Consider the following 24,623-nt stretch of genomic DNA (forward strand, 5'->3'; position numbering starts at 1 on the left):
GAATTAAATCTTACCCTACCTCGGATGGTGTCACTTTGTTTCCAACAAAGATTGCTGATCAGGCAAGTCCTCTTGTCAATAGGCTTTGAGACGCGCTAACCCTGATCTAATTTGCAGGATGACAGCAAGATTGTCACCCTGAAAGAGTGAGATTTTATCTAGACAATATTTCAGATGTTCCCTAAATCACCATAAGATAATTAGCGCGGTATTTCTAAGATTGAGGAACATTAAATGACATTATTACAAGGTAAAGTCGCAATTGTCACAGGTGCATCACGAGGAATTGGCAAAGCGATCGCAGTTGAATTAGCTTCACAAGGAGCGATCGCAGTTGTCAATTATGCCAGTTCGAGTACTGCGGCTGAGGCTGTTGTTACAGAAATTACAGCAGTGGGAGGTGAAGCGATCGCTATCCAAGCAGACGTTTCTAAAGGCGATCAAGTAGATGCACTAGTTAACGCCGTCATGGAAAAGTTTAGCCGTGTGGATATCTTAGTCAATAACGCAGGGATTACGCGCGACACACTGCTTTTGCGTTTAAAGCCAGAAGATTGGCAAGCTGTGATAGACCTTAATCTAACTGGTGTTTTCTTATGTACACGGGCCGTCAGTAAAATCATGCTCAAACAGCGATCGGGGCGAATTATTAACATTACCTCCGTTGCTGGGCAGATGGGCAACCCAGGTCAGTCCAACTACAGCGCCGCCAAAGCAGGTGTAATCGGCTTCACCAAAAGCGTTGCCAAAGAACTGGCTACTCGCGGCATCACCGTTAACGCCGTCGCCCCTGGCTTCATCACCACCGATATGACTAGCAGTCTCAATAATCCTGAAGATATTCTCAAATACATCCCCCTTGGTCGCTTCGGTCAGCCCGAAGAAGTCGCCGGGATGGTGCGCTTCCTCGCCGCCGACCCCGCCGCCAACTACATCACCGGACAAGTTTTTAACGTCGATGGCGGAATGGTAATGGCTTAAATAATTCGTAATAGAGCCTCCGGCACGCTTCGCGAACGTAGTTCGTAATTCGTAATTACGTTTTGTGACGGGGATTTAGCTTAGGTGTTCAATTAGTTCTGCCTGTAGAGGCTATGCTACTTTTACCCCTAAACTTTGTTAAAGGAGGCAGGGAGCAGTTTTCCTCCTGCCTCCTGAAGTTGATTCACAACATAATTCTTTTGTCCAGTGCGTAAGCCCTAATCTTTTAAGATTAGTCTAGAACTGGGTAAAAAACCCGCCACTAAACTAAGTACAGTTATGGTGAGAGTCTACTGGAGGGTTAGATGACTAACTCAGCACCAAGTCGTTTGGGCGAACTCGCCAAACTGTTTTTTAAACTTGGCGTTATCGGCTTTGGGGGCCCGGTTGCCCATATTGCCATGATTGAAGATGAAGTGGTTAAGCGTCGTCAGTGGTTGACAAGGGAGCATTTTCTGGATTTGCTAGGCGCAACTAACCTAATTCCTGGGCCAAATTCCACAGAAATGGCTATTCATATAGGATACATCTATGCAGGTTGGTTGGGGCTGATTGTCTCAGGTGTTTGTTTTATCTTACCTGCGGTTCTAATTACTGGGGGGTTTGCTTGGGTTTATGTTGCCTACGGCACTTTACCTCAAGTAGCTCCCCTCCTTTATGGCATTAAACCGGCTGTTTTAGCAATCATTATTAATGCCCTCTGGGGCTTGGCAAAAAAGGCTGTGAAAACTCGCCAATTGTTGGTGATTGCTTTGGCTGTGGCGTTACTGACATTATTATTCAAATTAAATGAAGTAATTGCCCTATTAGTTGGGGGATTGCTGGGTATGGTTTGGTTACATTCTGGCGATAAAAACGACAAACCAGGAAATAAAGCCAACTTTCTAATTGCTAGTCTCACCACAGGTGCGACTTTAAAGGCATCAACGGTTGTTGCTGCATCGGTAGCTACCGCATCTACTGTAACCAACGTTTCTTTATGGCAGTTGGGTTGGTTTTTTCTCAAAGTCGGTAGTGTTTTGTTTGGTGGTGGATACCTTTTGGTGGCTTTTCTCCAAGGAGGATTAGTTCAAGAATACGGCTGGCTAACACAACAGCAGTTACTAGATGCGATCGCAATTGGTCAATTTACTCCTGGGCCAGTGCTTTCTACGGCTACCTTTATCGGTTATGTCATAGCTGGCATCCCTGGCGCAATTGTGGCCACAATCGGAATTTTTCTACCTTCTTTTGTTTTCGTTGCTGCCTTGAATCCCTTAATTCCCCGCTTACGGGCCTCTTCTTGGACTAGAGCATTTTTGGATGCTGTGAATGTTAGTGCTGTAGCGCTAATGGTTGTTACTGCTCTGCAACTGGGGAAAGCCACTTTAACATTACCACAAGCCCCATTTGTAGATTTTCTCGGCTTGGCGATCGCGATCGTCTCAGCCATTTTAGCTATTCACTTCCGCGTCAATGCTGCATGGCTAGTTTTTGGTAGCGCTTTTATTGGATGGGGCGCTTCACTCTTGGGCTACACTCGTTGAAATTGCATATTTTATCGAACAGAATTTGTCATTTGTCATTAGTAAGGGTTTTAAGCCTATTTACGTTTCGTAATATACTTGGGTTTTTCGCGCCAACTTACTTAGCGATGACGCATTAGTATAGGGGCACAAAGTGCAATTTCGCGTCTCTACTAAAGTTGATTCCGCGCTTTGAGTTGCAGATATCGCTCAACTACCTGATCGGCAATTTGATTTGCTGGTGCATCTAGTACTAATACACCTTTTTGTTTCAATTGAGCAAATGCTACCTGTCTTTGCATTAATAAATCAAGTGCTACGGCACGGGCATAAGCTTCTGTAACATCATCTGTAAAAGTGTGTGCTAAATGGTCAACTTGTGGATCTCGTAGAGTCACACAAAATGGCAGATAGCGAGGCGCTAACTTTGAGAGTGCAGCCAAGAGTTCCGTAGAGGCGGTGACATCAACTAAGTCTGTAATCACGACTACAAGCGCCCTGCGAGTTTGACGCTGCACAACATTTGTCACCGCGCCCAAATAATCAGATTCAAATAATACTGGTTGAATTGGAGTTAGGCGATCGATTAGCTGATTCAAATGATGTTGACCGCGTTCTGGGGGAATCCACGTATGCATCTGGCGGTCAAATACACCAACACCAACGCGATCGCCTCGATGTAACCCCGCCAATGCTAAGGATAAGGTTGCATTCAAACCCCAGTCAAATCGCTGCAAATTTTGCACCTTTGCGGTCATTAAGCGGCCGCGATCGAGCAAGATGAGTAATGTTTGTTCTTGTTCTGGTTCTAAAACCCTCACCAGTGGCGTGGCATTATTGTAAGCCCCAACTCGCCGGGCGGTAGCTTTCCAATCAATAAAGCGCAAATCGTCACCAGTGCGATAGTTCCGCAGTTCGGCAAACTCTGTACCAATACCAGTTTTACGTTGGCGGATTGATCCTGATGATTGCAATGTCAAACGAATTGTGAGCGATCGCAATCCCACCAAATCAGGATAAACTTTCACTGGCAAACTTTGGGGAATTTGCCAATCATCCCAAGCTAATCCCCAAATTCCTAATTGTCGGACTTGAATATTTCCCCAAGGAAACTCGCCGCGCTGTTTTGGGTTGACGGTATAGGTCAATTCTTGACTAGTATTACTGGGAATAATCGCCCGGTGTACGGGTGTTGATACACCAAATCCTGTTGGGTAGTAATCGCAGATTTCAATTAAGGCGTTGGTATTTGGCGATGTTACTTTTAGCATCACCGGATTATCCCGCCCAATGGATAATCGAGATGGTAATTCGCGGGTAATTTGCACGCGAGAACGCCGCACCTGCAAGCCATCTGCAACCATCAATCCAAGAATTATGGCATCAAATAGCACAATGATGGCGATGGTTGCTTTAATGCTGAGAAAAAGGTATAGGATCGGGGCGATGGCTATACCTAAAACCAGCAATAAATAGACTCGTTTGGAAGGAACCATTTTTGAGAGTGAGAAGTTAGGAAAAGATTAGCTTAACCTACATCATCATGGGCAAAGCGGTTAAAGAGGAAATCTAGGGCATAATTACGTAATTGGTAGTATTGTGGATCTTCCATAATACGGGCGCGATCGCGCGGACGAGAAAAAGGAATTTCCATGACTTCGCCTATTTTCGCGTGTGGGCCATTGGTCATCATGACCAATTTATCTGCTAAAAATAGTGCCTCGTCGATATCATGGGTAATCATCAGCACTGTACAACGGTTATCGCCCCAAATTTTCAGCAATTCTTCTTGTAATTCTTCTTTGGTGATAGCATCCAGCGCCCCAAAAGGTTCATCTAAAATTAAGACTTTCGGACGAATCGCTAAAGCACGGGCGATAGAAACCCGTTGTCTCATCCCACCCGACATTTGCATTGGTTTCTTTTCCATTGCATCAGCCAGTCCCACCATTGCTAAATGATCGCGGACGATCGCTCTTTTTTCGGCTTGTGGTTTGTTAGGATAAACGGCGTTAACAGCTAAGTAGATGTTTTCAAAAGCAGTCCGCCACGGTAGCAAGGCATAGCTTTGGAAGACAACCATCCTGTCTGGGCCTGGCTTGGTAATTGGTTCTCCTTCCAGCAACACTTCCCCGGAGGTGGGAAAGTTAAAACCGGATACCATATTTAGGAGTGTCGATTTGCCGCAGCCAGAGTGGCCGATGACGCAAAGAAATTCGCCCTGCTCGACGTTAAGGTTAACGCCGTCGAGTACAGTGAAGGGGCCTTTCTTTGTCGGATAAACTTTGGTAACGTCTTTAATTTCTAAGAAAGGTCTGCGACTGGTGGTTGCATTTGTGAATGGTTTTCCTAATGTGTTTGTAGCTGTTGAGTTGCGGTTTTGCATGGTATTTGGTATTTGGGGATTAAAAAGCTAAATGTACGCGATGTGCAAATGAATATTCTGACCTCTCTCCAAACCTCTCCCCTAAAAGGGGAGAGGCTTTGACTTTTTCCCCTTCCCTACAAGGGAAGGGGGTAGGGGGTTAGGTCTGTCTTTTGTTGGTGATATGAAAAGTCAAATTATTAATGGAGTTCAAAGCCTCATTAATGGAGTTCAAGAAATTTTTAACAACTAAAATTATTTAATCTTGTGGGGTGGGCATCTTGCCCGCCTTTGATTACGGGCACTCGTGTCGCCCACCCCACAAGAAGTAAGATGTCCTACTTCTTCCACTCCCTCTTTCTGTCACGATTTTTTTATGACGCAAGTTTTCTTCTTGGTGCATCAAGAACAACTTCCGCGATTGAAAAATCACATTTAATTTTCAAGCTGTTGAGATAGGCGATGGGATCGTCGGCGTTAAAGGGAGTACCATCAAACAGTTTGATCGGTTGGCGAATATAGCTAATATCTAAACCTAATTCTCGGGCGGCGGTGCTGAAAACACGCACTCGACAAACCCGTTCAACAACTTCTACCCAATTTCTGGGGAAGGGAGTGTCACCCCAACGCGCCAATTGACTCATAATCCAAATTTGTTCGGTGCGGCTGGGGCGGTTAATGGCAGATTCAGAATAAAACTGGTGATGGGCATAGTCGCGCAACGGATGATCTAAGCTACAGACATTATTATCTGGATCTTCGAGTTGAATGTATTCTAAATCGGTACTAACATAATCTCGCCCTGCTAAAATTTGCCGAATTTCTTGAGCATTGTCGGGATTTGCACAATACACGCAAGCTTCTAGCAAAGCTTTAGTCAAAGCAATGTGCGTATTTGGATAAGTTTCTGCCCAATCTTCCCGTACACCAAGAACTTTACCGGGGTGTCCAAACCAAACTTCTAAGTCAGTTGCGATGGTAAAGCCGACACCTTCCACAGCCGCACGGTAGTTCCAAGGTTCACCCACGCAGTAACCATCAATACTTCCGGCTTTTAAGTCGGCTACCATCTGCGCTGGGGGAATGGTCTTCATATCCACATCGCAATCCGGGTCAATTCCACCAGCCGCTAGCCAATAACGCAGCAGCAAGTTGTGCATAGATGCGGGATGCACTACCCCCATTGTGTGCCGTTGTTCGCGGGTGCGAAGCAGGTATCTTTTAAAATCTGATAGGTTTTGCACGCCTTGGTCGTAAAAGTGTTTTGCCAAGGTGATGGCATTACCGTTGCGAGTCATGGTAAGGGCAGTGACAACGGGCAGAGGTTGGTTATTATGTCCTCCCAAGGTTAACCACATTGGCATCCCGGAAGGCATTTGAGCCGCATCCAAATAACCGCCACTCATGCCATCGACGATACCCCGCCAGTTGCTCTCGCGCACGAGGTTAACTTCATCTAAACCATGCTTGGCAAAGAAGCCTTTTTCTTTTGCAACTGCTAAGGGGGCGCAAGCTGTTAGAGGTAAAAAGCCAATTTCTAGGTTAACTTTTTCTAATCCATGACGGGCAACGTCAGCAGTTTTTCTCGCCCGAATTTTCTTAATCCGTTTCTGCTGATTGAGGAAGTAAATCATCTCACTCCGCAAGCTGTAGTAGCTGGGATGTTCTACTACTTCCATCCGCTTGCGGGGTCTGGGAATATCTACTTCTAAGATGTCACCAATTTTAGATTCGGGGCCGTTGGTTAGCATCACGATTCTGTCAGATAACAGCACTGCTTCATCGACATCATGTGTCACCATCACGGCGGTAACTTCATTTGCTTCGCAGATTTGCATGAGTTGTTCTTGCAAATTGCCGCGTGTGAGTGCATCCAATGCACCAAAGGGTTCATCTAGCAAGAGTAATTTGGGACGAATCGCTAAGGCGCGGGCGATCGCAACTCGCTGTTTTTGTCCACCTGATAACATTCCCGGTTGTTTGTCAGCATGGGGACGCAAACCCACCATATCAATATGTTTTTCGATAATATCGTTGCGCTCGTCTGTGGGTAAACCCTTCATTACCGAGTCCACAGCGAGGGCAATATTTTCTCTTACCGTCCGCCAAGGTAATAGCGAATAATTTTGGAACACCACCATCCTGTCTGGCCCAGGTTTGGTAATTTTTTGTCCTTCTAAGGTGACAAGACCCTCAGTTGGCAAATCCAAACCTGCAATCATATTTAAGAGAGTAGATTTGCCGCAACCGGAGTGACCAATCAAAGAAACGAATTCCCCTTTTTTTATTTGGAGGTCGATTCCTTTAAGGGCGATATATTTGCCACCACCAGTTAATTCAAAAACTTTTTCAATTTGATCGACAGCTACAAACATCTTATTTATCCTTTGTCATTTGTCCTTTGTCTTTTGTCACTTGTCCTTGATACGTGGTCATTAGATCGTGTTTTCAAACCTCTCTTTAAACACCATAGTCTTTGAAAATCCCCCCAACCCCCCTTTTTAAGGGGGGCTTTTAGGATTTCTTTTCCCCCTTTTTTAAGGGGATCTTCGAGTTTGAAAACAATCCCTAGTCCTTAGTTTTTTACAAATGACTAATGACCAATGACTATTTTTGCTCTGCTGGTAAAATCTTGTTTTGAAGCCAACCCATCATTTTGTCTAGCACTAAGCCGACAACGCCGATATAAACTAGAGCTAAAATCACTTCGCTGACGTTGTTATTTTGATAGGCATCCCAGATAAAGAAGCCGATTCCGACAATACCGGACATGACAATTTCGGCGGCGATAATCGCTAACCAAGCTAAACCGATCGCAATTCTTAAGCCGGTAAAAATGTAGGGTAATGCCGCCGGAATCAAAATATTAAGGAAATATTCTTTGCGGCTAAGTTGCAGAACTTTGGCGACGTTGTTGTAATCTTGGGGAATTTGGGTAACGCCGACAGCAGTGTTAATTAAGATGGGCCAAATGGCGGTGATGAAAATTACGAATAAGGCGGCTGGTTCGTTTTGTCGTAAAGCTGCTAAAGAAATTGGTACCCAAGCTAGAGGTGGTACAGTCCGCAGTAGTTGAAAGATGGGGTCTAAAGCTTTAGACATGGTTCTATTGACACCAATCAAAACCCCTAAGCCAATACCAACGATCGCAGCTAGGGTATAACTGATAGCAACCCGTTTCAGACTGGCGAGAATCTGCCAAAATAGACCTTTATCAAGACCACCTCGGTCATAAAAGGGCCAGAAAATGAGAACCCAAGTGTCTTGGATAACCTGTATTGGGCCTGGTAATGTGGCTCCTGGAGTCCAAGAGAAGAGTTGCCAAATAGTCAGAAAGATTGCGATCGCGATCGCTGGAGGTATAAGGTCAGGAAATTGCTTTTTCAGACCGGATATAAAGCTATTATTCAATCTAGGACTTACAGGGCGTTTTTGGGCGACTGTCATGATGCTGTGTTCTCCTCAAATTTTACTTCTTTGTCATTTGTCATTTGTCTTTTGTCCTTTGCAAATAACTAATGACCCTTGTACAGACGCGATTAATCGCGTCTGTACTCTTGACCAATGACTAAATATTGACTTTCTTGATTTTGAGACTCTTCAAATATTCTTCTGGCTTTTCGGGGTCAAATTTGATGCCATCAAAAAACTCTTCTACACCACGGGATGTATTTGTGGGAATATCAGCAGCCGCAATCCCAGCTTCTTTGGCAGCTTCTTTCCAAATATCTTCGCGGTTGACTTTGTTGATCAGTTCCTTAGCCTTGGCAGCATTATTATCTAAGTAATCTTTAGGCAAGAATCCCCAACGAACGTTTTCAGTGATGAACCACAAATCATGACTCTTATAGGGGTAGGAAACACTACCTCTTTCATCTTTCCAGTAATAAGCTGCCATTGATTTATCATCAATTTTGCGACCATCACCCATGTCATACTTACCTTGGTATGGATCGGCTAAGATTTCCGGTGAAGAAAGATTAAAATAATTTCGTCCCGCGAGAAGTTGAGCAGCTTCTTTGCGGTTGTCAAAATTATCTAACCATTGCTGTGCTTCCATAATTCCTTTTAAAATTGCTTTGGTAGCCTTGGGATTTTTATCAACCCAGTCGCCTCTGATGGCAAGATATTCTTCAGGATGATTTTTCCAAATTTCTGCGGTTAATGCTGCTACGTAGCCAATCTTGTCTTGCACCAGACGATAAGGCCAGGGGTCGCCTGTACTAAAGGCATCCATTGTTCCTGTTTTCATGTTGGCCACAGTTTGCGCGGCTGGTACTGTGAGCAATTTGACATCTGCATCTGGATCTAAACCGCCTGCTGCTAACCAATAGCGAATCCACAAATCTTGGTTGACGTGGGGAAAGGTGAATGCAGCAGTGAAGGGTGTTGAGGATTTTAATTCCTTGAATAACGACTTAGCGCCAGCGAGTTGTAAACTAATACCTTTGCCTTGATGCTTGTTTGCGATCGCAATTCCATTTCCATGCGTAATCAATTGACATAAGATATACATGGGAATTTTTTGATTCCCCTTGGTGATTAAACCTTCTGTAATTAAATGTGGCATTGGCATCTGCCATTGACCGCCATCTATACCACCACCCGCCGAACCAATTTCCACGTTGTCTCTGGCTGCACCCCAAGAAGCTTGTTTGGAAAGACTAACATCAGTCATGCCATACTTGGCAAAAAATCCTTTTTCTTTAGCAATAATTAAAGGAGCCGCTTCTACAATGGGTATATATCCTAGCTTGACTGTAGTGGTTTCTGGTGTCTGTTCAGGACTAATATTAGCGACCGACTGAGCAGTTGGTTGTGCTTGAGTACTTCCACCAGTGAGGTTGTCAGGGGGATTGCCCAAACAGCCTTTTAGTAATACAGCACTCGCAGATACTCCAGCTGTAAATATAAATTTGCGACGGGAAATTTGATTAAAAAATTCTGTCATAATATCTCCTTTGAAGGTAAATTTTATTTTTTATAGCTATGACAATTTAGGCAAGAAAACAACGTCTTTCTTGCATTGTCTAATGATTAATCAAGCTATATTGGATAATGTAAACGCAGTCATTTCATCAATGACGCGGCTACTTATATAAAAACTCGGCTAATTTATTGGCTCTGCTCTAATGTGATGCAGAGGCATCATTCACCTTGTTGAAATCAGTTTACAGCCTTTGAAGCCAAATTAGTTAACTCGGAGTCTCGAATTATTAAACAAATATTAGATTAGATGTATAAGGAAAAATTTATCTATTTTCCTGAACTATAGTAATAACTTTTAATATATAAACTCTTACTTATGGAGACTATTATATTTACACTATGATTTACTGTTTTCGTTTATTTTGTAACTTACTTCTAGTCGTAATTGGTCATATATAAGTTTTTATTTATGGAGACTATTATATTTAAATTATGATTGATATAGCAATCCTATTTGATTTGCTCTCGACTAAAAAGTTCAGATCCCCGACTTCTTCAAGAAGTCGGGGATCTTTTTGTTCGTAACAACTGCATGGATTGCTATATGATGTCCAAATAATTAGTTATCAAAAAAGAATTCAGGAGTCAGGAGCCAGAATAATGCCTCTGGCATCCGCGAACAGAATTGAATTCTGTGCGAGTGGCAGATGAATAAATCGGTTTAAGACCCCCCTAAATCGTTCGGCATCTCTGAAAGAGAAGATTTAGTGGTCAACTTTCGTAGTGGCGGGTCTGAAGCCCCCACTAATTGATTCTGAATTCTGTTAGCGGTAGCGGGGCGTTTAGCCCATTCAGACTTCTGAATTCTTCTTTGAGCTCGTCTCAACCTAGCAAATAGACGTGAGCAGTTCACGTAGTATATTCGGCGTTAATTCTCACGTAGTCGTAACTCAAATCACAACCCCAAGCTTTACCCACACCATAACCATTGCCAACATTAACGGAGATTAACACCGTATCTTGTTGGAGATAAGCACCCGTCGCTGCTTTTTTCAAATAAGCACTCGCTGCTGCACGATCAAAAGTTAAGGGTTGCCCATTTTCCAACATTAAGAAATCCCCTAACTTAATTTGCAGGTTTTCTTGCTCAAAGGGCACACCTGCACGTCCGGCGGCGGCAGCAATGCGTCCCCAGTTGGGATCTCGTCCAAAGATTGCAGATTTAACTAAAGATGAACCAGCGATGGTTTTGGCTATTTGTCGGGCTGAGAGTTCATCATGGGCCCCTGTTACTTCCACTTCTATTAGACAGGTTGCGCCTTCACCATCACGAGCGATCGCTTTAGCTAAATGTTGACAAACTGCTGTTAACATGCCCTCTAATTTCTCTGCTTCTGCACCCCATTCTGTAATTGCGGGGGTGCGAGATTGACCATTTGCCAAGGCGATTAAGCTGTCGTTGGTACTAGTATCACCATCCACAGTAATAGAATTAAAGCTTCTATCAGCCGCCCTTGCTAACATTTGTTGCCAAAGGGCTGGTGAAACTACAGCATCACAAGTAACAAATGCCAACATAGTTGCCATGTTGGGATGTATCATACCGGAGCCTTTGGCAATGCCGCCAATTCTTACTGGGCGTTGGCGCAGCCCGCCGGAGGCATCGCCTACAGTTGTCTCTAGGGCAATAGATTTTGTTACCAAGTCTGTAGTGATAATCGCCCCGGCTGCGGCATCTGAGCCTGTTTCTGATAGTGCTGCTACTACTTTAGGAATTCCGCTTCGCAAAGCATCCATCTTAATTCTTTGACCGATTACGCCAGTGGAAGCCAATAAGACAGATTCAGACGAGATGTTTAGGGCTTGAGCTATTGCCAGAGCAGACTCTAGAGTATCAAGGTAGCCTTGATTACCTGTTGCGGCATTTGCTTGTCCAGCGTTGCAAAGGATGGCACGAGCGCTATGTTTAACTTGCAAGCGTTGGCGACAATATTCTACACAGGCAGCTTTAACTTGACTGGTGGTGAATACACCAGCTGCGATCGCTTCTACCTCTGAGAATATCAAAGCTAAATCCGGCAACCCCGAAGGTTTCAACCCTGCGGTAATTCCCGCCGCCTGATACCCCCTTGGTGCTGTAACACCACCTGTGATTTTTTGCCAATCTGCCATTATTATTCCTTACAACTATCAGGTTGGATAGGTCAATTTATGCTTTAAAAAAGTACGGAGTGTTGAGTTAAGAGAGACGCGATCGCATCTGTACAGTTAGGAGAGACGCGATCGCGTCTGTACAGTTAGGAGTAGAGACACGATTAATCGCGTCTGTTATTTATTTTCCCTCTGATTCCACTGCTCAGTCTCCAGTTCCTTTGATTGTGAGTTTATTTGCTGATGGCAATAATAATGCACCAGTTGGCGATTAGCATAATTGTTTTTACCTTTCTTATGACGAAAGACAGATACGAAAAAGGAGGGCCACTCAAGTGACTCTCCAGATCATTACGGTGCATCCTTTAATTTCACACCATATCATTTGTTGTCTAAGGGTTAATACTTATCTATTAAGATTCTTTCTAAAATTTTAATGAAGCTGCTCCGTAAATACCACAAACATAAAATAAAAGAGAGCTACTTAGGCAGCTCTCCAGATCATCAGGGTGCATCTACTTACCACACTATATCATTTTAGGTATGCGGGTAGTCACCAGCTTTTATATGAAGATTCTATAAAGAAACACCGAGAAAATACTTACTTGAGGCATGGGGCATTGGCCAAACAGGGCATGATGAAGAGACAAGGGAGACAAGGAAGAGGGGGAAGACAAGGAAGAGACTATTCAATAATTCCCCCTTGTCCCCCTTGTCCCCCTTGTCCCCCTTGTCTCCCTGCTCCCCCATCCCCCTCATCTCACCCACTCTCCCTGCCTTGAAAGACCACTAGACGTTCAGTTTCTTTTCTACCAATTCGTTAATCAGCTTAGGATCAGCACGTTTGGCTGTCTTTTTCAGAACTTGTCCGACAAAGAAACCTTTAAGGTTGGTGTTACCGTTGCGATACTTTTCTAGTTCTTTGGGATTGGCGGCTATGATTTCATCAACGATGGGTTCTAGTACACTAGGATCGGTGATTAACTCAAGACCTGCAAAAGCTTTTTCAGGAGAAATCCCACTGAGCAAATCTGGCAACTTTTCTTTAGCTTGAGCATTGCTAATTTTGCCCGTTTCAATGCGAGTAATGATATCAGCTAAATTGGTAGGAGTCAGCCCGATTTGAGTGATACTGAGTTTTTGCTTATTAAGGTAGGCTGCGATATCTTGAGTAATCCAGTTTGCAGCAGCTTTGGCATTTGCTCCAGATGCAATCGCAGTTTCAAAATATTCGGCTATTGAACGATCTTCTGTCAACACTCGCGCATCATAAGCCGAAAGCCCCAACTCACTTTCATAATGATGGCGTTTTTGGGCTGGTAATTCTGGTAATTCGTTATGCCATTTCTCTAATTCTGCATCTGTTACCTCAATTGGTGCTAAATCTGGTTCAGGGAAGTAACGATAATCGCTAGAACCTTCCTTAATCCGCATACTACTTGTGCGTTGAGCGCCTTCTTCCCACAGCCGAGTTTCTTGAATAATGCTCTCGCCTGCTTCAATGGCGGCGATTTGGCGCTCAATTTCGTAGTCAATCGCTCGTTGAATGGCGCTGAAGGAGTTCATGTTTTTGATTTCTACCTTGGTGCCAAATTCCTTTCGTCCCACCGGACGCACAGAAATGTTGACATCGCAGCGCAGAGATCCTTCTTGCATATTGCCGTCACTCACACCGAGATACCGCACAATCCGGCGTAACTCTTCGGCATATTCAGCAGCTTCTAATCCAGAACGCAAATCCGGTTCAGAGACAATTTCCACTAACGGTATACCTGCGCGATTGTAGTCTACCAGAGAATAGGAAGAACCGGAAAGGCGAGTCTCGTTCCGAGAGGCTTCGCCAACGCTGCCGGCGTGTACCAATTTTCCCGCATCTTCTTCCATGTGCAGACGTGTAATCCCAATGCGTTTACGAGTGGGATTCCCCTCAGCATCTACTAATTCTATTTCTAACCAACCATGTTCTGCGATCGGTAGGTCGTATTGAGAAATTTGGTAATTTTTGGGTAAGTCAGGATAAAAATACTGTTTCCGGTCAAACTTACTATATCTAGCAATTTGACAATTCAGTGCCAAACCAGTTTTGACAGCGTATTCTAATACTTTTTCATTGAGTACAGGTAAGACCCCAGGTAAACCCATACAAACCGGGTCAATGTTAGTATTTGGGTCAGCACCAAATGCCGTAGAGCTATTAGAGAAAATTTTGGTCTTAGTACTCAACTGACAATGGGTTTCTAGACCAATAATCGCTTCATACTCAGTTTTTACAGTTGTAGCAGTCGTCATAATATCACTAATTTCGGCATAATCCTTGTAGTGGTACTATTGTAGCGGCGTATTGAGTTGCCCTGAAGACGGTTATTTGGGTGAGTAATGCTTACTCCGATGAGCTTGAAAAGGAAGGTGTGAACCCCAATGCTTTGTTGGATAGTTCAACAATGGCATTCTCGTGAATGCCAACTAGCCAAGGGATAGGATGCTACCACCTTGGGCAGTCGATTTACAGTCTTGGCAATTAGCGTGTTGATTCGTGGATGTGCCGTACCAGTGGCGTGGAAAGTGGTGAAAGCCAATGAACCAGGAGCTTGGAAACCATACTGGTTAGAACTGTTTGACCACTTAAAAGATTTTATTCCCAAACACATGACAGTGATTGTCACTGCCGACCGAGGATTATATGCTGATTGGTTGTATGCCAAAATTGTCACATTTGGTTAGTCAGTGTTGGTGGTGAGGCTGATGCTAGCAACACTGGTAGTAGTTATGATGAGCTACCAGCAAATCATCTGGCACATAATTTACCGCCTGCTCTCCAACCCACACGCCTTTTGAGTTGTTTGCGTCGTGGTTTCATCAAAGTTATCGTTGCTTTGTTATTGGGTCAGCCTCTCCCTTTTGGTCACTTTTTCCCTCAACCTTGGACTACTAATCTTAACTTCTCTTCTGCCTAAAAAATAAAAACCTGCCCTTGAAAGCATCCCCCAACCCCTTCTCCCATATTTGGGATTCGGGGAGCTAGAATTTCAAAGTCCCTCTCCCATATCTGGGAGAGGGATTTAGGGTGAGGGCGAAAACTACGGTTCTCAACTTAGATGAGGTTTAGATGAATGCTACGTAAAAAGTTTAGATGCTGTTAATACTGATAAATTTGTCAAATTTGGGCTTACTGACAGTGGAATCCTGACTTTATCTGTTAGGGAGGATAAAGCCTTTACAAGTCGTAAGGGAATTAATTAAATAATTATTAAAAATATATACACACCTTGATTAATGCCTGAAACTCTTTAATAATAAATCAAACTATTAAACAAAGATTAGCACTCAAGGCTTGTTGGTGCTAATTTTAAACTGAGGTTTAATACTTATGATACAGATCGAAACTATACTTTTTCTAGATGCTTAAGTTACTTATAAAGTATTATTCTAAACGAATGAACTAAACCTTTCCTGCAAGCAATTTTACAACTGGGAGTACTAGCATGAAATACACTTTTGATATTGTAGGGGTATCTCCACTTTTGCAGTTTTTTAATCACCAACAGCAAAGTGAGCAAAAACCACATCACCAAGGTGTGGAATACTTGGGAATACATACGTGTACACTAGATACGTTTCTAGAATCGGTAGAATCAGTTCCAGCCAAGTGGGGTTGGAATCTAGATCAAGTGGTAGATACCGTGATTCAGTTTTGGTTGAACAACTCAGACAGTATTAGTTATTGGAAAGTACGTTTAAGTAATGCTGGTGAAGATAATTTACTAGTCACAAGATTGGCGGATATAATCGCTTTACAAGCTGAATTTGAATCCCTACTAGATCAGAAATGGTGAAGAGAGAGATAGCTATAGCTAGATAAGGGTAGAATTGCTCCGCCTGAAACCAAAATCAATGCTTTTCTCTGTTAATCTCGTTTTCAAGTATTTTGAGAATTTTGAGATATAAATTTTCTACTCTCTGCGTCTGAACTTCACCAAATGACGCATAATGAGTTAAGCTAGGAGCGCCATTCACTTCAAGGATTGTATAATCTACTATTGGTGAGGTTATATCACTAGCAAGAATATCCACACCTGCTAATCTCAGTTCCATATCTTTTGTAATACTTACTGCTAGTTTTTGAAAATCAGGATGAATGCTTTCTGTAAAGTCTACTGCCTCGCCTCCAGTCGATAAATTTGCATTATCTAAAAGATATACAATATTATTCTTAGGGATCACACTACTAAAATTTAGCTTCCGTCTTCGCAAGTTTTTTTTAATTCTGTAATCTTCAAAATCTATAATTTCTTTTCTACCATTTTTTATAAAACTTTCCTGCTTCTGTTGCATAAGTTCTAAAACATTAGATTGACCATCCCCGGTTACAAATAGGGGAATTCTTTGATATGCCGAAACTACTTCATCATCAAGTACTACAATTCTATAATCATTGCCACTATAAAATCGCTCAACAATGAAACCTGAGACTTTTTGCAAGATTTTCTTGGCTACTTGATAGTATTCTTGCTTATTATGAACCTTGGTAACAAACATTCCTTGACTGAGATTAATCGGCTTGACAATTACAGGAAATCCCAACTCTTTAGCATAATAGAATCCTTCGTCGATATTCCTGATATTAGCTATTTCTTCATATAGTTCTTCACTAAAAAATGTTTTCCCTTCGGTAACTTTGTAACCAAAATTATTCAAAAAAAAGCTGGAAACACTTTTATCTTTCGCTATTGCTGTTGAGCCAGAAGAATTAATACTAAATCTGGTATTCCTAAAAAAAGTTTTATTGCCATTTTTAAAGGTAATCAGTCCCACAAAGGTGCATTCTGGATCTACTAAAACTGCTGCTCCTATTTCCTCTGCTACTTTTTGAATGATTGATGTTACAAATGGTGTTTCCATTATGATAACTATAATTTTACCGGGGGAACGTTAATATTCATTCTCAAATGAATGATTTGATAGTCTCTTTTAAGACATTAGCCTTAATTTTACCACTGATGGTGTTTTTACTTCTGCATATGCAAACAAATCATGCAAACTCAATATTTGGCAAACTTTCTGCTTGAAGATTGTTTTGTGCTGAAAACAGTTGCAAATTAAGGCTTTGAGATTCATAGCTACCTAAAAATTACAACTTAGTTGGTCTAAAATTTAGCGCTAAGTGTTGACAACTTATTAATAATCGAATAACAAGGTGGCAGCAGCATTAAAAAAAGCGTTAGTGCATTCCTACCTAGAAACTAATTAACGCCTTTCATTAAACTTCATACGGATAACATCATTATGCCAGAAAATACGGATAACCAAGCTTCTAAATCAGACAATCAGCCTATTGCTTATAAAGAACGTCTCAATTCTTGGGCAATCGCTCGTCAGCTTCCTAATACACAACGAGAAATTGTTGCTCGCTTCCGCAGCCGTTCTGATGCTGATGGCTATATGCGACACCTCCCCCAGGAAGTACCAAATGCTTCCTATCTGGTTGTTTTTGATTGTCAACGCGAAGCATCTGTGATTTAAAGTACAAATTAGACAATAGACCTATCTTGAAAATAGGGAACAGAGAAAGAAATTTTCGTTCTAGATTGTGTTTGCGTAGGGGGTGCTTTGTCCTTACTCTGTTCATTAATATCTTTTTGGCATTCTTGTGGTGAAAAGGGAAGGGTTAAGGGGAAAATTCAATCCCTTTAACCCTTGCTCTTAATCTATTTATTTTGTTTGCAAAAAAATTAAAAATCTGTAGGTGTAGTCCGTCGAAAGCGAACAGCGTTCGGTATAAACTAACTTCAATAAACTAATTTCAATACAGCAGTTTTCTTTTGCATGAAGTACAAAGCTACGGGTTTAGAGGCATGAGGCAGAGTCCTCCATTTTGTACCTCACTTACTTGCAATTCGGTGTATTTATTACATTATTTAGCTTCTTTTGATTTATTCTCGCCTACTTATTTAATTAGAATTAGAAGCAATACCTTCGCCATTTTTTTTAGGTTGGGTTGAGCGAAGCAAAACCCAACGTATTTGTTGGGTTTCTTGCCTCAACCCAACCTACGAATCGAGACTTATTTAATTAGAACTAGAAGTTATTAAATTTTTATACTGATATTATATTATATACAAATATATTACTTCAAAAAAATCCGTAATTGCCCCGTTGCTATTGATATTTTAAATTACTTAAAAGTAGAGATTAGTGTAATAAGCCCTGAAAGAAAGTGCTTGAGGGTTAATAAGTGGTCAAACAGCGCCGATATCACTGGTTAAAACCTGTGATATTTTTCTGCAAACGAAAATTACTAGCTTTGTTGCTGGGGATTTTCTTCTCAATCTCTGTAGTTTTACTCTGGGGGAGACTTTTAACTCAGACTCCAGGGTTATTAACACAAGTTGTATTGATTACAGGGTTATTGGTTGTTGTCACGCTGACATTATCAATCTGTTTTGCCCTGGCGATAAAAGCAAGTAACCACCAGATAACAGCAATAAATCAGAAGTTAACTCACAAGATTTTTGAACAGAAACAAATAGAAATTGCCCTCCGTCGCAGCGAGAATCACGAATTGGAATACCGGATGTTAGCAGCCGATGGGCGAGTTGTTTGGCTGCGAGACGTTGTTAGGGTAGTTGAAGAAGCAGAAACTCCTACTACGCTGAAGGGATTTATGTTTGACATTACTGATTTAAAGCAGCTTGAAGAAACCTTGAGACTGAAGGAGAGGGTACTTGCTGCTACCAGTAATGGAATTATCATTGCCGATGCCAGACTTCCCTATAATCCGGTAATTTACGTCAACTGCGCCTTTGAACAAATAACAGGCTACAGCGCTACTGATGTGATTGGGCAAAACTATCGATTTTTGCAAAGCGCAGATATACAGCAATCAGCACTCAATGAACTGCGCTCATCTATTCAAGCTGGAACAAGTTGTAAAGTTATTCTCCGCAACTATAGCAAAGATGGTATCTTGTTCTGGAATCAATTGAGTATTTCTCCTATTCATGACGAAAATGGCAATTTCAGCCACTTTATTGGAATTCAAACAGATATTAGCCACCGCAAGCAAGCTGAAGCTAGCCTGCATCGGCAAGCCCTTACTTTTGAAAACATGCATGATGGCGTAATTATCACAGATTTAACCGGAAATATTATTGACTGGAATCCTGCTGCCCAAAGCATGTTTGGCTATACCAAAGCCGAGATTTTGGCTAAACATATCAGTATTTTGCATCAGCCGGAAGTAGCCGTAACATTAAGCACCAAAATTCTCGAAACAGTCAACCAGCAAGGACGTTGGTCGGGGGAAATACACTTTCTTCGTAAAGATGGCAGTGAGAGAATTTGCGAAACAACTGTAGTCTCTTTACAGGATGAACAGGGAGAAACTGTTGCCACTGTTGGCATAAATCAAGATATTACCGAAAACAAACGAGATAAAGAAGCGTTACAACGGCAATTGCATCGCACCCTACTACTTGAACAAATTACTCAAGAAATTCGTCAAAGTCTTGATACCAGGAAAATCTTTGAGACAGCCGCTACCCAAATTGGACAGGCGTTTAAAGTTGATCGCTGTCTGATCCATTCTTATATTAACGACCCCATCCCCAAAATTCCCTTAGTAGCACAGTATAATATACTCCCCAATTCCTGCTCTGCATGGGGATTGGAAGTTCCCATAACTAACAATCCTCATGCAGAGCAGATGATGGCACAAGAAAATGCGATCGCCTCTCCAGATGTGTATACCGATCCTTTACTCCAGGCGGCTGAACCTATCTGCCGAAAAATTCAACTGAAGTCTATGCTGTCAATCCGCACTTCCTATCAAGGAGAACCCAATGGTGCGATCGGATTACATCAGTGCAGCTATTTTCGCCAATGGACACCAGACGAAATCGAATTACTAGAAGCAGTGGCGGCTCAACTGGGTATTGCTCTAGCACAGGCTTACTTACTCGAACAAGAAACCCGCCGACGAGAAGAACTTACCTTGAAAAACTTTGCCTTAGAGCAGGCAAAACGTCAGGCTGAAGCCGCAAATCGGGCAAAAAGTGAGTTTTTGGCAATGATGAGCCACGAAATTCGGACTCCAATGAATGCTGTTATTGGCATGACCGATCTATTGCTGGATACTGACCTTACCCCCCAACAGCAAGACTTTGTAGAAACAGTTCGCAGTAGCGGAGATGCTTTGCTCTCCATCATCAACGACATTCTAGATTTCTCTAAAATTGAGTCGGGAAAGCTGGAATTAGAAGAACAGCCTTTTGATTTGAGAGCTTGTGTGGAACAGGCTATTTCTCTATTAGCCCCTAAAGTTGCCCAAAAAGATATCGAACTAGTTTACCTAATCCAACCACAAGTTCCCACTCAGATCGTTGGCGATATGACACGTCTGCGCCAAGTCTTAATGAATCTCCTCAACAACGCGATTAAGTTTACTGAACACGGAGAAGTATTACTCTATGTTGAACTGGGGAATATGGGGAGGAGAGCAGGGGGGCAGGGGGACAATTCCTCTCCTCTGTACCCTTCCCCCCGCCCCTCTGCCTCTTTCGAGTCCCTAATCCAAATTCAATTTGCCATCAAAGATACAGGTATTGGCATCACACCAGAGAAGATCGAGCGGTTATTTCATCCCTTCACTCAGGCTGATGTCTCTATGACTCGACGATATGGCGGCACAGGATTAGGATTAGTCATTAGCAAGCGGCTTAGTAAGATGATGGGGGGCACTCTTTGGGTGGAAAGCCAAGGGTTTGTTGGTGGCAATCCTAGCCCTAGATGGAAAAGTAGAAAATTATTATCATCTCCTTATTCTTCTCAAGGTTCAACATTCTATTTCACCATTACTGCCCAAGTGTCTGCTGTACCAGAAACTGAATTTAGTAATTCACCGATGCCACTTGAGGGAAAGCGTCTGTTGATTGTGGACGACAATCTGACTAACTGCCAAATTATCAGCTTGCAAGCAGAGTCTTGGAAAATGGAAACTTATGCTGCCAATTCTGCTCAAGAAGCCTTAGCTCAACTTGCTCAGGGAACACAGTTTGATATTGCCATTTTAGATATGCAAATGCCGGCAATGGATGGCATAACCCTAGCTCGTCAAATCCGCAGGCAATCTGGTTGTCAAAATCTACCTTTAGTGATTCTCACCTCTTTAGGTAAAGGCGAAACATCCTCTGACTTTGGTGATGTCGATGCTGCTTCTTTGAGCAAACCCATCAAACAATCTCAACTCTACGATGTTATGACCCGTGTTTTAGGAAATCAGCCAAGCCAAGCTAGTATTTCTGATTTTCCCTTGGTTGATCGGCATTTGACCCATCCACTGCCACTACGGATTCTTTTGGCAGAGGATACGGTTGTCAATCAGAAAGTTGTTTTACTGATGCTACAGAAAATGGGTTATTCAGCTGATGTCGTAATTAATGGGGTAGAAGTACTCAAGGCTTTGCAAAAACAGCCTTATGACCTAGTGTTGATGGATGTCCACATGCCCGAAATGGATGGGTTAGAAACAGTTCGGAGAATCTGTCAAGAATGGGAAGTCGGTTTTCGTCCCCATATCATTGCGATAACGGCCAATGCGATGCGAGGCGATCGCGAAGTCTGTCTTGCTGCTGGTATGGATGACTACATTAGCAAACCGATTCAGTTACAAAAGTTAGCTCAGGCACTCAGCAAATGCCCTCGCCAAAGAAGTCTTGAAGTCACTTCCATATTCAAACAAGATAAAATTATGTATTTAGAATTGCAACCTTCGCAAAATATCATCCAAGAAGGGCAAAACCAGACATTAAAAAGTGCCAAAATTGATGCCAAAATGCTCCAATCCTTGCGGGATATAGTCAGAGGAGATCGGGTTGTATTTGCTGAACTAATTAAGTGTTATCTTACAGAAACACCGAGACTGGTGCAAGATATTAGCACAGCGATCGCAACCCGGGATGCCCAAACTATATGGAAGGCAGCCCATCAACTTAAGTCTAGCAGTGCCTCTATTGGAGCGATCGCATTAGCGCAGCTTTGCAAGGTTTTAGAAGCACAGGGACGGAGCAGTGAATTAGAAAACACCAGAGAATTACTCTCGCAGTTATACCAGGAATATGAACAAGTTAAAACTGCCTTAGAAAAAGAACTTGCGAAGGAAACACCATGACAGCTACTGCTCAAGAAAGCCAATCTTTAGTTCTAATTGTTGATGATGAGCCTTTTATCCGCATGATACTTCGGCAGTTCTTGGAGCGGGAAGGCTATAAAATAGCGGAAGCTCAAAATGGCAGAGAAGCTTTAACTGCTTTTAACCAAATGCACCCAGACATAATACTCCTTGATGCCATCATGCCGGATATGGATGGGTTCGAGTGTTGCACTCACTTAGAACTTCTTGATTGCAGCAAACACACTCCAGTTTTAATGATTACGGGACTTGAGGATCAAGAGTCAGTTGATCGAGCATTTGCAGTGGGAGCAATGGACTATATTACCAAACCGATTCACTGGCCAGTTTTGCGACAACGGGTAAAACGCTTGATTCAGCAATCTCAGTTACAACAAAAACTGGAAACCGTTAATTTGGAATTGCAGCGATTAGCTACTATTGATGGATTAACTCAAATAGCTAACCGCCGACGGTTTGAAGAGTATTTTAACCAAGAGTGGCAGCGCCTAAAACGAGATAAACGGCCTCTTTCCCTGATTCTTTGCGATGTTGATTTCTTCAAATTATATAACGATACATACGGGCATCGAGTAGGCGATCGCTGTCTTCAAGAAATTGCTAAGGCTATCAAAGATATTATTAAACGTCCCGGAGATTTAGTTGCCCGTTATGGTGGAGAAGAATTTGCTGTGATTTTACCTAATACAGACACCGAAGGGGCGACTCATGTTGCCAAGAAAATTTGCCATACTGTCCGAACATTGGCAATACCTCATGAAAATTCCCAAGTTAGTCCTCATGTAACAATTAGTCTTGGGTTCACGACAGAAATTCCTCAGCCAGATTCTGACTTGGAAGAAATAATTGCCGCAGCAGATCGGGCATTGTATCAAGCAAAGGCAGCAGGACGCGATCGCTTTGTGCAAAATATTCTACTACCCAAAAATAAAAATTCCCGCTAGTGCGATGGCAGGTTGATTCAGTAGAAAAGCGATCGCGGTTCCGTATGAGCGATCGCTATGATTAATCCCTAACCACAGGGATTGATTATGACAATTATATTTGTTGCAGTCCTTTAACGATTGCAGTGCTAGCCCCCTCATCCCGATCTTAAAAGTTGAAGAAGAATTCAGCTATTCTGACCGGAGGCGGAGCTTCTCCGGCTCCGCTCCTGAATTCTGTTAGCGGATAGCTAGGGTTTAGCCCGTTCTGAATTCTGTTAGCAGTAGCGGGGCGTTTAGCCCCTTCTGAATTCTTCTCCATTTGTCTCAAAATTGCCGTACACAGTGGACTGTCAGTGTCTAAAAAACCATTCACGATCGTAAAGTGGTTTTCATTAGGCTGTGGTAAGTATTCACCAGGCAATTCTTTTTCTTTCCATGCAGCCAGAAAATCTAGAGATTGCCGTTGAAACTCTGAAGTCTCTTCGCCGCCATAAGTTACAAGTAGAGAACCAGCTTTTTCAGGAAGATGATGGATAGGACTATTGCGAAGAACTTCAGCCCAAGTAAATTGTAGTTTGGGTTGTAGCCAGGTGTAGGGAAATGGCATCAAATCAAACAAACCGCTAATAGCACAACCACCTTTGATGATGTCATCTGGTAGCCCATAGTCGTTTTTCCAATCTGTAGCCATGAGCATCGCAGTTAAGTGACCACCGGCTGAGTGACCAGCTACATGGATGCGATTAGGGTCTGCACCAAAGCTTTCCGCATGATGATAAATCCAGGCGATCGCTGAACGATTTTGGCGGACAATCTCATCAATGGTTACTTTGGGACACAAGGCATAGTTGACCACCACCACTGTAACATCGGCAGCTACAAGACCTTGAGCGACAAAGCTAAAATCTTTACTGTTAGACATTATCCAGTAGCCACCGTGGATAAATACCAAAATTGGTGCTTGTGGTTGCGTTGCAGGAAAAATATCTAGATGTTCGACTAGGGTAGAGCCAAAAACAACACTTAAATGACAACGTAGTTTTTCACGCACCTTAGCACTATTTGTGGCATACATATTCATGTATCCAGGTATATCAAGACCTAGTTCACTGGGATTGTATTGGTAATCTAGCTCGGCTTGAGTTTGAAAATTGCGGTACAGCATTGAGTTTTTTGGTTTAGCACAAGTGATTTTAATCAAAACAGAATTCATTCTGAATTCTGAATTTTTATTCAACTAAATTTTTGAGTTAATTAATTCCTTATAAAGTCTTACATTGCTTTAAATTAGTCAGTGGGATCGCTAAACAATTACATTATATGTGGTGTAAAAAATAGCATATAGTATTACTAAAGTATTCATCATTTACTGATTAGAGTAAGTGATAGCATATAACTCAAAACCCTGCCACCACTAAATTCTATAGGATATTTACAAGGGATTTAAAACATTTATTCACACAAATAAATCAGATATAGAATGCAAATGATTCAGTACAATTTCGGACTCCATCTTTTAACCAATGTACTGTTTCTATGTTCTTTTACGCAAGTTTAAAATTTATTCTTGAATAAAATTT

17 protein-coding genes are annotated in these 24,623 nt (G+C 42.3%); 8 read left to right on the plus strand and 9 right to left on the minus strand.

The window, feature by feature from the left end:
* Positions 1–234 precede the first annotated feature (234 nt).
* Both fabG and chrA read left to right on the plus strand, forming a co-directional pair.
* Positions 235–981 (plus strand): 3-oxoacyl-[acyl-carrier-protein] reductase, encoded by a 747-nt coding sequence (gene fabG / locus HWQ36_RS29600; protein ID WP_292709499.1) that lies wholly within the window; start codon positions 235–237, stop codon positions 979–981.
* A gap of 305 nt (positions 982–1,286) precedes the next feature.
* The gene (gene chrA / locus HWQ36_RS29605) at positions 1,287–2,507 is read left to right on the plus strand and encodes a chromate efflux transporter (protein WP_292709501.1); all 1,221 of its coding nucleotides are present in this window, start codon (positions 1,287–1,289) and stop codon (positions 2,505–2,507) included.
* 152 nt (positions 2,508–2,659) lie between these two features.
* Here the strand turns inward: chrA and HWQ36_RS29610 are convergent, their stop codons facing one another.
* From HWQ36_RS29610 to gatB, 7 genes are all read right to left on the minus strand, one after another.
* Positions 2,660–3,982 carry a DUF58 domain-containing protein gene (locus tag HWQ36_RS29610; protein WP_292709503.1) on the minus strand — a complete coding sequence of 441 codons (1,323 nt, stop codon included), beginning with the start codon at positions 3,980–3,982 and terminating at the stop codon, positions 2,660–2,662.
* 32 nt (positions 3,983–4,014) lie between these two features.
* Positions 4,015–4,872, minus strand: a complete 858-nt coding sequence (locus HWQ36_RS29615) for a nitrate ABC transporter ATP-binding protein (protein WP_292709505.1) — start codon at positions 4,870–4,872, stop codon at positions 4,015–4,017.
* 353 nt (positions 4,873–5,225) lie between these two features.
* Entirely contained in the window at positions 5,226–7,226 is a 2,001-nt protein-coding gene (locus HWQ36_RS29620; RefSeq protein ID WP_292709507.1) for a nitrate ABC transporter ATP-binding protein, read from the minus strand.
* Between the two features lie 232 nt (positions 7,227–7,458).
* Complete coding sequence (gene ntrB / locus HWQ36_RS29625; RefSeq protein ID WP_292709509.1) at positions 7,459–8,298, minus strand: nitrate ABC transporter permease; 840 nt, start codon at positions 8,296–8,298, stop codon at positions 7,459–7,461.
* Positions 8,299–8,419: 121 nt separating this feature from the next.
* Positions 8,420–9,802, minus strand: a complete 1,383-nt coding sequence (locus tag HWQ36_RS29630) for a CmpA/NrtA family ABC transporter substrate-binding protein (protein ID WP_292709511.1) — start codon at positions 9,800–9,802, stop codon at positions 8,420–8,422.
* 887 nt (positions 9,803–10,689) lie between these two features.
* Positions 10,690–11,952 (minus strand): bifunctional ornithine acetyltransferase/N-acetylglutamate synthase, encoded by a 1,263-nt coding sequence (argJ, locus tag HWQ36_RS29635; RefSeq protein ID WP_292709512.1) that lies wholly within the window; start codon positions 11,950–11,952, stop codon positions 10,690–10,692.
* A 768-nt stretch (positions 11,953–12,720) separates the two neighbouring features.
* Positions 12,721–14,220, minus strand: a complete 1,500-nt coding sequence (gene gatB, locus HWQ36_RS29640) for an Asp-tRNA(Asn)/Glu-tRNA(Gln) amidotransferase subunit GatB (RefSeq protein ID WP_292709513.1) — start codon at positions 14,218–14,220, stop codon at positions 12,721–12,723.
* A 201-nt stretch (positions 14,221–14,421) separates the two neighbouring features.
* Here gatB and HWQ36_RS29645 point away from each other — a divergent pair, with 201 nt between their 5' ends.
* The 3 genes from HWQ36_RS29645 (at position 14,422) to HWQ36_RS29655 (ending at position 15,764) form a co-directional block, all read left to right on the plus strand.
* Complete coding sequence (locus HWQ36_RS29645) at positions 14,422–14,652, plus strand: hypothetical protein (RefSeq protein WP_292709514.1); 231 nt, start codon at positions 14,422–14,424, stop codon at positions 14,650–14,652.
* Positions 14,619–14,885 (plus strand): hypothetical protein, encoded by a 267-nt coding sequence (locus HWQ36_RS29650; protein WP_292709515.1) that lies wholly within the window; start codon positions 14,619–14,621, stop codon positions 14,883–14,885. Before HWQ36_RS29645 ends, HWQ36_RS29650 begins: the two co-directional genes overlap by 34 nt.
* A 528-nt stretch (positions 14,886–15,413) precedes the next feature.
* Positions 15,414–15,764: a hypothetical protein gene (locus HWQ36_RS29655; RefSeq protein WP_292709516.1), complete on the plus strand. Its 351-nt coding sequence runs from the start codon at positions 15,414–15,416 to the stop codon at positions 15,762–15,764.
* 55 nt (positions 15,765–15,819) lie between these two features.
* On the opposite strand, the gene HWQ36_RS29660 is transcribed toward HWQ36_RS29655, so the two are convergent.
* A complete protein-coding gene (locus tag HWQ36_RS29660; protein WP_292709517.1) occupies positions 15,820–16,830 on the minus strand; it encodes a cyanophycin synthetase in 1,011 nt (336 codons plus the stop codon).
* Positions 16,831–17,214: 384 nt separating this feature from the next.
* On the opposite strand from HWQ36_RS29660, the gene HWQ36_RS29665 reads away from it, so the two are divergent.
* From HWQ36_RS29665 to HWQ36_RS29675, 3 genes are all read left to right on the plus strand, one after another.
* A complete protein-coding gene (locus tag HWQ36_RS29665) occupies positions 17,215–17,451 on the plus strand; it encodes a hypothetical protein (protein WP_292709518.1) in 237 nt (78 codons plus the stop codon).
* Between the two features lie 712 nt (positions 17,452–18,163).
* Complete coding sequence (locus tag HWQ36_RS29670) at positions 18,164–22,096, plus strand: PAS domain S-box protein (protein ID WP_292709519.1); 3,933 nt, start codon at positions 18,164–18,166, stop codon at positions 22,094–22,096.
* A complete protein-coding gene (locus HWQ36_RS29675; protein ID WP_292709520.1) occupies positions 22,093–23,061 on the plus strand; it encodes a PleD family two-component system response regulator in 969 nt (322 codons plus the stop codon). The genes HWQ36_RS29670 and HWQ36_RS29675 overlap by 4 nt, the downstream gene beginning before the upstream one ends.
* Before the next feature lie 148 nt (positions 23,062–23,209).
* Here HWQ36_RS29675 and HWQ36_RS29680 read toward each other — a convergent pair whose 3' ends face one another.
* A complete protein-coding gene (locus HWQ36_RS29680) occupies positions 23,210–24,208 on the minus strand; it encodes an alpha/beta hydrolase (RefSeq protein ID WP_292709521.1) in 999 nt (332 codons plus the stop codon).
* Between the last annotated feature and the right edge of the window lie 415 nt (positions 24,209–24,623).

Origin of the sequence: Nostoc sp. NMS2 (assembly GCF_017115105.1) — a bacterium.
Lineage (GTDB): Bacteria > Cyanobacteriota > Cyanobacteriia > Cyanobacteriales > Nostocaceae > Nostoc.

Bases quoted from the DNA above. Each gene is read 5' to 3' on its own strand.
- HWQ36_RS29615 (WP_292709505.1), bottom strand. From the start codon at position 4,872: ATGCAAAACCGCAACTCAACAGCTACAAACACATTAGGAAAACCATTC.
- fabG (WP_292709499.1), top strand. From the start codon at position 235: ATGACATTATTACAAGGTAAAGTCGCAATTGTCACAGGTGCATCACGA.
- chrA (WP_292709501.1), top strand. From the start codon at position 1,287: ATGACTAACTCAGCACCAAGTCGTTTGGGCGAACTCGCCAAACTGTTT.
- HWQ36_RS29620 (WP_292709507.1), bottom strand. From the start codon at position 7,226: ATGTTTGTAGCTGTCGATCAAATTGAAAAAGTTTTTGAATTAACTGGT.
- gatB (WP_292709513.1), bottom strand. From the start codon at position 14,220: ATGACGACTGCTACAACTGTAAAAACTGAGTATGAAGCGATTATTGGT.
- HWQ36_RS29610 (WP_292709503.1), bottom strand. From the start codon at position 3,982: ATGGTTCCTTCCAAACGAGTCTATTTATTGCTGGTTTTAGGTATAGCC.
- HWQ36_RS29660 (WP_292709517.1), bottom strand. From the start codon at position 16,830: ATGGAAACACCATTTGTAACATCAATCATTCAAAAAGTAGCAGAGGAA.
- HWQ36_RS29630 (WP_292709511.1), bottom strand. From the start codon at position 9,802: ATGACAGAATTTTTTAATCAAATTTCCCGTCGCAAATTTATATTTACA.
- HWQ36_RS29665 (WP_292709518.1), top strand. From the start codon at position 17,215: ATGCCAGAAAATACGGATAACCAAGCTTCTAAATCAGACAATCAGCCT.
- ntrB (WP_292709509.1), bottom strand. From the start codon at position 8,298: ATGACAGTCGCCCAAAAACGCCCTGTAAGTCCTAGATTGAATAATAGC.
- HWQ36_RS29675 (WP_292709520.1), top strand. From the start codon at position 22,093: ATGACAGCTACTGCTCAAGAAAGCCAATCTTTAGTTCTAATTGTTGAT.
- argJ (WP_292709512.1), bottom strand. From the start codon at position 11,952: ATGGCAGATTGGCAAAAAATCACAGGTGGTGTTACAGCACCAAGGGGG.
- HWQ36_RS29680 (WP_292709521.1), bottom strand. From the start codon at position 24,208: ATGCTGTACCGCAATTTTCAAACTCAAGCCGAGCTAGATTACCAATAC.
- HWQ36_RS29655 (WP_292709516.1), top strand. From the start codon at position 15,414: ATGAAATACACTTTTGATATTGTAGGGGTATCTCCACTTTTGCAGTTT.